This window comes from Sulfitobacter sp. THAF37, from assembly GCF_009363555.1.
Classification (GTDB): domain Bacteria; phylum Pseudomonadota; class Alphaproteobacteria; order Rhodobacterales; family Rhodobacteraceae; genus Sulfitobacter.
On the sequence record NZ_CP045372.1, the window covers coordinates 2368493 to 2380430 of the forward strand.

At 65.2% G+C, this 11938-nt stretch carries 9 protein-coding genes; all 9 read left to right on the forward strand.

The genetic code is table 11. The features are described from left to right. The first annotated feature begins 194 nt into the window (after nucleotides 1–194). The 9 genes from FIU94_RS11560 (at nucleotide 195) to FIU94_RS11600 (ending at nucleotide 11923) form a co-directional block, all read left to right on the forward strand. Nucleotides 195–851, forward strand: a complete 657-nt coding sequence (locus FIU94_RS11560; RefSeq protein WP_152465941.1) for a GntR family transcriptional regulator — start codon at nucleotides 195–197, stop codon at nucleotides 849–851. A gap of 236 nt (nucleotides 852–1087) precedes the next feature. After that, complete coding sequence (locus FIU94_RS11565; protein ID WP_152465942.1) at nucleotides 1088–2602, forward strand: ABC transporter substrate-binding protein; 1515 nt, start codon at nucleotides 1088–1090, stop codon at nucleotides 2600–2602. A 68-nt stretch (nucleotides 2603–2670) separates the two neighbouring features. After that, entirely contained in the window at nucleotides 2671–3588 is a 918-nt protein-coding gene (locus FIU94_RS11570; protein WP_152465943.1) for an ABC transporter permease, read from the forward strand. An 8-nt stretch (nucleotides 3589–3596) separates the two neighbouring features. Beyond that, nucleotides 3597–4511: an ABC transporter permease gene (locus FIU94_RS11575; RefSeq protein WP_172975894.1), complete on the forward strand. Its 915-nt coding sequence runs from the start codon at nucleotides 3597–3599 to the stop codon at nucleotides 4509–4511. Next, the gene (locus FIU94_RS11580) at nucleotides 4511–6148 is read left to right on the forward strand and encodes an ABC transporter ATP-binding protein (RefSeq protein ID WP_152465944.1); all 1638 of its coding nucleotides are present in this window, start codon (nucleotides 4511–4513) and stop codon (nucleotides 6146–6148) included. The genes FIU94_RS11575 and FIU94_RS11580 overlap by 1 nt, the downstream gene beginning before the upstream one ends. Further along, entirely contained in the window at nucleotides 6145–7737 is a 1593-nt protein-coding gene (locus FIU94_RS11585; protein WP_152465945.1) for a gamma-glutamyltransferase, read from the forward strand. Before FIU94_RS11580 ends, FIU94_RS11585 begins: the two co-directional genes overlap by 4 nt. Continuing rightward, on the forward strand, nucleotides 7734–9122 hold the full coding sequence (locus FIU94_RS11590) for a M20 family metallopeptidase (protein ID WP_152465946.1): 1389 nt from the start codon (nucleotides 7734–7736) through the stop codon (nucleotides 9120–9122). Before FIU94_RS11585 ends, FIU94_RS11590 begins: the two co-directional genes overlap by 4 nt. A 3-nt stretch (nucleotides 9123–9125) precedes the next feature. Beyond that, complete coding sequence (locus FIU94_RS11595) at nucleotides 9126–10436, forward strand: D-serine ammonia-lyase (protein ID WP_152465947.1); 1311 nt, start codon at nucleotides 9126–9128, stop codon at nucleotides 10434–10436. Continuing rightward, nucleotides 10433–11923 carry an amidase gene (locus tag FIU94_RS11600; RefSeq protein WP_152465948.1) on the forward strand — a complete coding sequence of 497 codons (1491 nt, stop codon included), beginning with the start codon at nucleotides 10433–10435 and terminating at the stop codon, nucleotides 11921–11923. The genes FIU94_RS11595 and FIU94_RS11600 overlap by 4 nt, the downstream gene beginning before the upstream one ends. The last annotated feature ends 15 nt before the right edge of the window (nucleotides 11924–11938 follow it).

Below are 11938 nucleotides of genomic sequence, written 5' to 3' on the forward strand. Positions count from 1 at the left end.
GCGCGGCGGCGTCGCGGGGCAGGGGCCGGCGTGTGGCCAGGCGCCCCTCACCGGATCAAGTGGCCTGTGCGCCGGGGCGCCGAAGGTAAGGCGCGCCACCTGGATCATAGGGGTGCTGTGTTTTTTGGGTCAACACTTTTGTATACAAGATATTAGTTATTGCGTGCCTCAGGTCCTCAAGCTACTTTTTTCCCATGGAATTACGCAGCGCGGTGAATATCGCAAGATCTTTGGAAGAAATGATCTTTGACGGCACTTTCGCCGACGGCGATCGGCTGGACGAGGTGCGGTTGGCCGAGCAGTTCGGCGTATCGCGCACGCCGCTGCGCGAGGCCCTGCAAAGGCTGGAAAGCTCCGGCCTCGTGACCCTGATCCCCCGGCGGGGTGCCTTCGTGCGTCAACCCGGCCCGCTGGAGCTGCTGGAGATGTTCGAGGTCATGGCAGAGATGGAGGCTGTCTGCGCCAGACTTGCGGCGCGGCGGATGTCGAACGGTGCGCTGGATGAGCTGCGCGAAGCCAACAGGCGTTGTGAGGCGGCCTCGGACGCGCAGGATCCGGACCTTTACTATGCCGAAAACGAACGGTTTCACGCCGCGATCTACCGTGAATCCGGCAACAGCTTTCTCGAACAGGAAAGCCTGAAGCTTCAGAAACGCCTGCGTCCCTTCCGCCGTCAGCAGCTGCGGTCCCGTGGACGGTTGAAACAATCCCTGTCCGAACACCAGGTGATCGTCGCGGCGCTGGCAGAGGGGGACAGTGTGGCCGCCGCCAATGCCGTGCGCGACCATGTGACCGTCCAGGGCGAAGGGTTCCAGCGGTTGATGGCCAGCCTCAAGGCCATCGCCTCCTGAAAGTTCTGTCCCGGCGTCCGGCGGTCCAGATCGCTGCCCCGGACGGTTCATGCGCGTGATACCTGACCCTGCGGAACCGGCGGTGCTGCTCAATTCATGGTCATGATGTCGTGCGATACGCGGAACCGGCAAAAAAAGGTCCTCAAGCCGCTTGACGGATTACGACATGATCTTGTTGTATACAAAAACAACAAAAAGAAATGCACACCGACGGCCAACCAACAGAGAGGACGACCATGAAACTCAAGACATTGATGATGGGGAGCGCGCTGGGCCTTGCAATCGCCGCGCCCGCCTTCGCCGACAAATCCGACGACACGCTCCGTCTGGCTTTCCTGAAGGAACTGGAATCGGTCGACAACTACTTCAACTCGGCCCGCGAAGGCATTCTGATCTCCCGCGCGGTCTGGGACGGTCTGCTCTATCGCGATCCCGATACCGGCGAATTCAAAGGCAACCTGGCGACCGAATGGACCTGGATTGATGACGTCACCATCGAGCTCAAGCTGCGCGAGGGCGTCACTTTCCACAATGGCGAGCCGTTCAATGCCGATGACGTGGTCTATACGGTCAATTACGTGACCAACCCCGACAACGGGATCAAGGTCTCGGCCAACGTGAACTGGATGAAGAGCGCGGAGAAGGTTGACGACTATACCGTGCGCATCAACCTGGTCGCGCCTTTCCCGCCTGCCGAGGAATACCTGGCCGGCCCGGTCGTCATGTACCCGAACGAATATTACGAAGAAGTCGGCCCGACCGGCATGGCCACGGCCCCCATCGGCACCGGCCCCTATAAGGTCGATCTGGTCGAGCCGGGGCAGCTTTACGAGCTGTCCAAGTTCGAGGATTACCACGACAGCCCCAAGGGTGAGGCGGACATCGGCAAGATCGAAGTCAAGACGATCCCCGATATGAACACCCAGGTAGCAGAGCTGTTCAATGGCGGGCTCGATTTCCTGTGGAACGTCCCCGCCGACCAGGCCGAAAAGCTGGCCGAGATGGAGGACCGTTTCGAGGTGGTCAACGCCCAGGCGATTCGCATCGGCTATATCACGATTGACGCCGCGGGCGCCTCGGACCCCGATGGCCCGATGACCGACAAGAAGGTCCGCCAGGCGATCTACCACGCCATCGACCGCCAGGCGATTGTCGATGCGCTGGTCAAGGGCTCGTCCGAAGTTGTCAACGCCGGCTGCGCCCCGATTCAGTTCGGTTGCGATCAAAGCGTGAAAACCTACGACTACGATCCGGAAAAAGCCAAGGCTCTGCTGGCCGAAGCAGGTTATCCGGACGGTTTCGAGATCGACTTCTACGCCTACCGCGACCGGCCCTATGCCGAGGCGCTGATGGGCTTTCTGAACGAGGTCGGGATCACGACCAACTTCAACTACCTCAAGTACGCCGCCCTGCGCGAGAAGCGCGAGAAGAAGGAGGTGCCGATTTCCTTCCAGACCTGGGGGTCCTATTCGCTTGCCGATGTTTCAGCGATCACGGGTGAGTTCTTTACCGGTGGCCCGCTTGACGACGCGATGGATCCCGAGGTGATAGAGTGGGTGAAAGAGGCCGGATCTGTCACCGATCGCGCCAAGCGCGAAGAGCTTTACTCCAAGGCCCATGCCAAGATTGCGGAGGAAGCCTATTGGGTGCCGCTGTGGACGTACAACGTGAACTACGTGCTGAGCAATGAACTTGCCTTCACGCCCACGGATGACGAAATCGTCCGCTTCGCGGATTTCTCCTGGAAGTAAAACAGGACGGGCCGCGTGCGACCATGTGCGCGGCCCGTTGTCCTTACCTGTCCGGAAGGTGACGCACGATGGCCGTCTATATCCTCAAACGTCTCGGTCTTGCCCTTCTGGTGGCGCTGACCGTGTCTTTCATCAGTTTCAGTCTGCTGTTCATGGCAGGCGATCCTGCAGTCGCGATTGCGGGCGAAAACGCCACCGCCGTCGATATCGCCCGGATCAACGAACGCTATGGCTTCGACCGGCCGATGATCGTGCAATATGGCGACTGGCTGGGATCGGCCGTCACGGGCGATCTCGGCAATTCGTGGTATTTCGACATGTCCGTGACCGAACTGATCGGCGACCGGCTGAAGGTCACGATGAAGCTGGGCATTTTTGCGATCTCGCTGGCCCTGCTGGTGGCGATCCCGCTTGGTGTGGCCGCCGCGGCCAACCCCAATTCGCTGATCGACCGCTTTGCCCTGTTCCTGTCCGTGGTCGGTCAGGCCATCCCGTCCTTCTGGTTCGGCCTGATCCTGATCGTGGTCTTCTCGATCAATCTTGGGCTTCTGCCAGCCTCGGGCAATGCGACCTGGCGGCATTTCGTTCTGCCGACCGTCGTCCTGGGCTATTACGCCACGCCCGCGATCATGCGCCTGACCCGCGCCGGCATGATGGAGGTGCTGTCCTCTGACTATATCCGCACCGCGCGGGCCAAGGGGCTGGGCACCCGCAAGGTGATGTTCAAACACGCCCTGCGCAACGCGATCATTCCCGTGGTCAGCCTCGCCGCCGTTCAGATGGGCTTCATGCTGGGCGGCTCCATCGTGGTCGAGACGGTTTTCGCCCTGCACGGCGCAGGCTACCTGGCGTGGGAATCCATCTCGCGCAATGATCTGCCGACAATGCAGGCGTTGATCCTGATCTTCTCGACGTTCTACATCCTTTTCACTTTCCTGGCCGACGTTCTGAACGCCTGGCTGGATCCACGGCTCCGCGTGGGGTGAGGACTGACATGGCCGATACCACCGATACCACTCCGCTCTCCGCGCAGGATACGGCGCGCGACAAACCCCTGACGCCGGGCCAGGCGATGCGCCGCCGCGCCCTGCATCACAAGGGCTTCATGTTCGGCTCCATCGTGATGCTGATCGTCGTCGGGATCGCTGTTTTTGCGCCGCTTCTGACGCAGTACGACCCCTATCAGCAAAGCCTGCTGGCGCGGATGAAGCCGCCGGTCTTTCTGGGCGGTACCTCCGAGCACTGGCTGGGCACCGACGGGCTGGGGCGCGATTTCTGGGCGCGGCTGGCCTATGGCGCGCGCATCTCGCTGATGATCGGCATCCTGGCCGCGGTGATCTCTGGCGTCATCGGGTCCACACTTGGCATCCTCGCCGGGTATTTCGGCGGCAAGGTCGACACGGTCGTGACCTTCCTGATCAACGTCCGGCTTGCCATGCCGGTGGTGCTGGTGGCGCTGGCCGTCGTGGCGCTGTTCGGCGGGTCACTCTTTGTGGTCGTTTCGGTGCTCGGCCTGCTGCTGTGGGACCGCTTCGCGGTTGTGCTGCGCTCGGCCACGATGCAGGTGCGCAAGCAGGAATATGTCGCCGCTGCCGAAGTTCTGGGCGCGTCGCTGCCAAGGGTCCTCTGGAAGGACATCCTGCCCAACGTCATGAACCACCTGATCGTGATCTTCACATTGGAAATGGCCCATGCCATCATCCTCGAGGCGGCGCTGTCCTTCCTGGGCCTTGGCGTGCAGCCGCCGACCCCGTCATGGGGGCTGATGATCTCGGAAGGCAAGGAAATGCTGCTGTTCGAGCCCTGGCTGATCACCATACCGGGCGTGGCGCTGTTTTCGCTGGTTCTTGCCATCAACATGCTGGGGGACGGGCTGCGCGACGTCACCGCACCGGAGGGCCGCAACTGATGACCGATCCCATCCTGTCCATCGAGAACCTGACCGTTCAGCTGCCCAAGGCCGCCGACCGGGACAACGCCGTCGAGAATCTGACGGTCAAGGTGATGCCCAAGGAAATCGTCTGCATCGTCGGCGAAAGCGGGTCGGGCAAATCGATCACCGCCTTCACCACCATGGGGCTGCTGCCAAAGGCGCTGACCCCGACCGGCGGCAAGATCCACTTTGACGGCCATGACCTCCTGACCCTGCCGAAACGCACCCATGCGTCGCTGCGGGGCCGTCGCATGGCAATGATCTTTCAGGAACCGATGTCGGCGCTGAATCCGTGCTACACCGTGGGCGACCAGATCGAAGAGATGTTCCAGCAACACACGGATCTGGGCGCGTCGCAGCGCAGGGCACGCACGATGAAACTGCTCGAAGAGGTGCATCTGCCCGATCCGCCGCGCGTCTACAGTTCGTATCCGCACCAGCTGTCGGGCGGCCAACGTCAGCGGATCGTGATCGCCATGGCCCTGGCGCTGGACCCGGCGCTGCTGATCGCGGATGAACCGACCACCGCGCTGGATCTGTCCACGCAGCAGCAGATCCTGCATCTGTTCAAGGAACTGCGCGAAAAGCATGACGCGGGGATCATGTTCGTCACCCATGATTTCGACGTCGTGGCCGAGATCGCGGATCGCGTCGTCGTCATGCAGCACGGCAGGATCGTCGAACAGGGCAGCGCCGAAGAGGTCCTGAACCGACCGCAGCACCCCTATACCCGGCTGCTGATCGACGCCGTGCCCCGCCGCACCCGCGAGGTGCCCGACCCGATCACCACCCCCGAGACGATGAAGGTCTCTGGCCTGAACAAGACCTATCACATGTCGGGCGGCATGTTCCGCAAGGCGCGCGATGTGCATGCCTGCAAGGACGTCGACTTTGCCGTGCGCCAGGGTGAAACCCTGGGCATCGTGGGCGAAAGCGGCTCGGGCAAGTCGACGCTGGTCAAATGCCTGGTGCGTCTGGAAGACCCCGAAAGTGGTGTCGTCGAAGTGGATGGCAAGGACATCGCCCTGATGTCGCGCAGCGACCTTCATCCCTATCGCAAGCACATCCAGATCGTGTTTCAGGACCCCTACGGCTCTCTCAACCCGCGCCGGACCATCGGCGACCAGCTGGTCGAAGGCCCGGTGAACTTCGGCGAAAACCGTGGCAGGGCGATGGACCGCGCGCGCGAGTTGATGAATATCGTGCGGCTGGGTCCGGACGTGCTGAACCGCTATCCCAACCAGTTCTCCGGCGGGCAGCGGCAGCGGATCTGCATCGCCCGTGCGCTGATGGTCGAACCCAAGATCCTGATCGCGGACGAAGCGGTCTCGGCGCTGGATGTGTCGGTTCAGAAGGAGGTGCTCACGTTGCTGAACGAGATCCGCGACCGGATGGGGCTGACCGTGCTCTTCATCACCCACGATCTGCGCGTTGCCGCCCAGGTCTGCGACACGCTGATTGTGATGCAGGAAGGTGAGGTGGTCGAACGCGGCACGGTCGAAGAGGTCTTTGGCGCGCCCTCGCATCCCTACACCCGAATGCTGCTGGACGCGCAGCCCGGCCAGCATTGGGATGTGCCCGATGTCTCCACCTTGCCCCCGGCGGTCGCATGAGCGGGTCGTTCTCACGCAGCCAGCAGACCCGCAAACCGGGTGTCACGGCCACGTCGGGCGGTGTTGTTGCCGCCCAGCATGTGGTTGCCGCCGAAGCCGGGGCCGAGGTGCTGGCCGCGGGCGGTGATGCGGTTGATGCCGCCGTCGCGGTGAGCTTTGCCATCGGAGTGGTTGAACCCTGGATGTCCGGCCCGATGGGCGGCGGGGCGATGATGCTCTGGCGTGCGGACGAGGGAAGCGCCCATGCGCTGAACTACGGCATGAGGTCCTCCGCCTCGCTGGACGTGTCGCATTATCCGCTGTCGGGGGCGGGCAAGGCGTCGGACCTCTTCCCGTGGGAAGCGGTGATCGAGGACCGCAACGTCACCGGCGCCACTTCGGTCGCCGTGCCCGGCACGATGGCAGGCATCTCCGCGGCCCATGAACGCTTTGGCCGGATGGCCTGGGCCGACCTGCTGGCCCCCGCCGTGGGTCTGGCCAAACGCGGTTTGCACGTGGATTGGTACGCGGCGCTGGTCATCGCCTCCAGCGCCCGCGACCTGGCACGCGATCCCGATGCCGCCGCGCTTTATCTCGATGATGGCCAATGGCCAAAAGGCTCCGGCTGGACCGCGCTGGCCGAGCAGCGGCTGGACCAGAGCAAGATGGCCGAGACGCTGGAACAGATTGCCCGCGAGGGCGAAGAGGCGTTCTATCGCGGTGACATCGCAGCGGCGCTGGTGCGGGACGTGACCGACAAGGGCGGTTTCCTGTCCTTGGAAGACATGCGCGACTACCGCGCCACCTGGTCCGATCCGCTGACGATCCCGTTCCGTGAGGGCCATGTGCACGCCATGCCCGGCCTGACCGCGGGCCCGACGCTGGCCGATACCCTGGCCCGCTGGCAGGACGGATATGCGGCGGCCGACGCGGATACCCCCGCCGCATATGTCGCCCGCGCCGATGGGCTGCGCGCGGCCTATGCCGACCGGCTCGCCACCATGGGGGATCACGAAGACGCCAGGGCCCCCGGCTGCACCACGCATTTCTCCATCGTGGACCGCGCGGGCAACATGGTGGCGATGACCCAGACCCTGCTGTCGATCTTCGGCGCCAAGGTGGTGTCGCCATCGACCGGGCTGAACCTGAACAACGGCATCATGTGGTTCGATCCGGAACAGGGCAAACCGAACTCTCTCGCCCCCGGCAAGGCCTGCCTGATGAACGTCTGCCCCGTGATCGGCGAAACGCCGCAGCGCCGCTTTGCGCTCGGGGCGTCGGGCGGGCGCAAGATCATGCCTGCGGTGGCACAGATCAGCGGCCACCTTATCGAACAGGGCCTGTCGATGCAGGACGCGATCGAAGCGCCGCGCCTGGATGCCTCGGGCGGCGCGCAGGTGGTGGCGGACGAACGCCTGGCGGGCCCTGTGGCCGACGCGCTTGCCGCCCGTTTCCCGCTGGCGCTGGCACAGCGCCTGCCGTTTCCCTTTGCCTTTGCCTGCCCCGCCGGGGTGATGCGCGAAGGTACCAGCAATTCCGGCACGACCGAGACGATGTCGCCCTGGGGCGACGGGGTCGCGGAACCGGATCAGAACAAGGCACCTTCATGACACTTAACGAAACCGCCTGCGCCCGTATCGAAACCTATTTCGACGGTGGCGATTTCCAGCGCGACCTCGCGACCCTTGTTTCCCGCCCGACCGAAAGCCAGGACCCGCGGGGCAGGGCGCACCTGAAGGCCTATCTGGAGAACGACATGGCCCCGATGCTGGAGGCCATGGGCTTTGCCTGCCAGTTCCACGACAACCCCATCCCGGACGGCCCGCCGATCCTGACCGCCGAGCGGATCGAAGACCCGGCCCTGCCCACCGTGCTCAGCTATGGTCACGGCGACGTGGTGCGCGCGCAGGAAGATCAATGGCGCCAGGGGCTGACGCCGTTCGAGCTGACCGAGGAAGGCGACCGGCTCTATGGGCGGGGGGCGGCGGACAACAAGGTGCAGCACCTGATCAACCTGCGGTCCATGGAGGCGGTGATCGCGGCGCAGAAGCATCTGGGCTTCAATGCCAAGGTCATCATCGAGATGGGCGAGGAAACCGGCTCTCCCGGCCTCAAGGACTTCTGCGCGGCCAACAGGGATATGCTTGCCGCCGATGTCTTCATCGCGTCGGACGGGCCACGCCTGCGCCCGTCGGTGCCGACGATTTTTACCGGCGCGCGGGGCGGCGTGAGCTTCGATCTCGAGGTCAACCTGCGGGACGGTGCGAACCATTCCGGCAATTTCGGCGGTCTGCTGGCCGATCCCGCGATGATCCTTGCGCATGCGCTGGCCAGCATCACCGACGCGCGCGGCCAGATCCACATTCCCGAATGGCGCCCGACCAGCCTGACCCCGCGCATCCGCGAGGTTCTGGGGGCGCTGCCGCCGCATGACACCGGCATCGACCTGGATGCCGACTGGGGAGAGGCCGATCTGAGCCCGGCGGAACGAGTCTTTGGCTGGAACAGTTTTGCGATCCTCGCGATGACCGCGGGTGTGCCTGACGCGCCGCTGAACGCCATCGCCGGGTCCGCCCGCGCCACCTGCCAGCTGCGGTTCGTGGTTGGCACCGAACTGGGCGACATCCTGCCCGCGCTGCGCCGTCATCTGGACCAGAACGGTTTTGGCAATGTCCGGATCGTGGAACACGGGCGCAACGCCTTTCCGGCGACGCGGCTGGACCCTGATCATCCGATGGTCCGCTTCGCCGCCGCGTCGATCGAGCGCAGCCTTGGCGTCGCGCCCGACATCCTGCCCAATCTGGGCGGTTCGCTGCCCAACGACTGCTTTGCCGAGGTGCTGGGCCTGCCCACGATCTGGGTGCCGCATTCCTACGCCGGTTGTTCCCAGCATGCCCCCAACGAACATGTCCTGAAATCGCTGTCCCGACAGGCCCTTTTGGCGATGACCAGCCTGTTCGCGGACCTGTCCGGCCAGGGTCTGCCCAAGGAGTAACCCATGGGGCGTCATCTGGGTGAGCTTGGCGCCTTGCGGGCGCGGGTGCAGGCGGGCCGTTCAGCGATGTGGGCGAACCCGGCCTATGCCCCCGCCGAAGACCCCGTCGCGCGGGCGGATCTGGATCGCGCCTGCGCCGACTGGGCGATGCTCGCCCCGCTGCTGGCCCGCGTGTTTCCCGATCTCGACAGCACCGGCGGGCGCATCGGATCGGACCTGATCGTCGCCCCCCAGGGCGCTTTTGGCGAGGTGCCGGGCAGGGTGCTGATCAAATGCGACCATGCGCTGCCCGTGGCCGGGTCGATCAAGGCCCGTGGCGGCCTGTTCGAGGTTTTCATGCAGGCCGTCGCCCAGGCGCGTGCGGCGGGCATTCTTGGCCCCGCCGAACCCGTTAGCGCCTTGGCACAGGCGCGCGACTTTTTCGCCAAACGCACCATCGCCGTCGGCTCGACCGGCAATCTGGGTCTGAGTGTCGGCATCGCGGCGCGGGCGCTGGGGTATCGCTGCGTCGTGCACATGTCCGCGGATGCCAAGCCGTGGAAGGTCGCGCGGCTGCGCAATCTGGGTGTCGAGGTGGTGCTGCACAGTGCCGATTATTCCAGCGCCGTCGCCGGCGCGCGGGACGCCACGGCGCGCGATCCGGACGCCTATTTCGTGGACGATGAATCCTCCGAGCTGCTGTTTCGCGGCTATAGCGCGGCGGCGGCGGAACTGGCCGCGCAGCTTGCGGCCATGCGTATCGCCGTCGGGCCGGAGAACCCGCTGTGCCTGTATCTGCCCTGTGGCATCGGCGGTGCGCCCGGTGGCATCGCCTATGGGGCGCGGGGGGCCTATGGCGCCCATGCCCACAGCTTCTTTGTCGAACCGCAGCAATCGGCCTCCGCGCTCTGCCGGATGGCCTTTGACGTCCCATCGGTCGCCGCGCTGGGCCTGAGCAATCAGACCGAGGCCGATGGCATGGCCGTGGCCACCCTGTCGCCGCTGGTGGCCAGGCGCATGCGCGACCGGCTGGCGGGGGTCTGCACCCTGGGTGACGCGGACATGCTGCGCTGGGTCGCCGTGGGCGCGGCGCACCGGATGCGGTTCGAACCGTCGGCCACCGCCGGCTTTGCCGGGCCGCTGCACCTCATGACGAGCAGCGCGGGGGCGGCGTTCCGGGCGCGGCACATGCCCGGCGTCGCGGCAGACAACATCACACATGTGGTCTGGGCAACCGGCGGGCGCTTTGTGCCCGACGCCGCGCATCAGGCCTATCTGAAGACAGCGGCGGCCCTGCCGACCGGGCTCGACCTGCCAGAGGAGATCGCACCATGACCGACCCCGCCACCCTTGACGCCATCGCGGCACGCCAGCTGATCGGTCGCAAACAGCTGTCTCCGGTCGAACTGGCCGACGCCTGCATCGCCCGGGTCGAAGCGACGGACCACGCGGTGAACGCGCTGATCGCGCGGGATTTCGATGTCGTGATGGACCGTGCGCGTCACGCCGAACGGCAGGTGATGGCAGGCGCGCCGCTGGGTCCGCTGCACGGGCTGCCCTTTGCCGTGAAGGACATGATCGACGTGGCAGGTCTGCCCACGACCTTCGGGTCCGAAGCCTTTGCCGACAACATCGCCTCTGCCGACAGTGCCATCGTGACCGCCATGCGGCGGGCAGGGGCCGTGCCGCTGGGCAAGACGAACACACCGGAATGGAGCGCGGGGGCCAACACCCGCAACCGCGTGAACGGGGTGACGGCGAACCCCTATGACCTGACGCGGACCTGTGCGGGGTCCTCGGGCGGTTCCGCCGTCGCACTTGCCTGCGGATACGCGCCCTTGGCAACGGGGTCCGACACGGGGGGCAGCCTGCGCAATCCCGCCGCCTATTGCGGTGTCGTGGGCTTCCGGCCCAGTCCTGGCGTGGTGCCCGGTGATACCCGACCGGCCGGGCTGCTGCCCTTGCCCACGTCGGGGCCGATGGCCCGCAGCGTCGCGGACGCGGGCCTGATGTTGTCGGTCCTGGCCCGCCCGGACACCAACGATCCGTTCACCGCGGTGATCGAGGGGCGCACGCTCTGGGATGCCGCAGGCTTTGCCAATCTGCCGCGCCGCGACAGCTGTTCGCTGCGCATCGCCGTGACCGAGGATTACGGCTTTGCCCCGACAGAGCGTCTGATCCGCGCACATTTCCGCGCCATCCTGCCCAAGCTGACGCCCCACCTGGGCCATGTGACCGAAGCGACCCCGGATTGCACCGACGCCGACCGCATCTTTTCGGTCCTGCGCGGGGTGCAGTTTCTGGGCACCCAGGCGCAGCTGTTGGACGACAGCCCGGAGCTGGTCGGCCCCAACGTCGCCGACAATGTCCGCGAAGGCCGCAGCTATTCCGCCGAAGACGTGGCACAGGCGCTGTTCGCGCAGGCGCACTATCACCGCAGCTGGCAGGCCTTTTTCGACAGCTACGACTACATCGTCTCGCCCGCCGTCACCATCAGCCCGCGCCCCTGGCGGGAACTTTTCCCGACCGAGATCGACGGGACCCCGACCAAGAGCTACTATCACTGGCTGGCAATGGCTTATGCATCGACGATCCCCGGCCACCCCTCCATCACCATACCCTGCGGCATGGACGCCAACGGGATGCCCTTCGGGCTTCAGATCGTGGGGCGGCGGCATGACGATCTGGGCGTCCTGGCCGTGGCTGCCGAACTTGAGGCGATCATCGCCGGGACGGACATGGCCGTGCCGCCGCCGGACCTAGCCGCGCTGCGCGCCGCGCCGCCATTGTCACAGGCAGAGGCTTTCCTTACCTTCGACTGAAACCAAGACCGACCT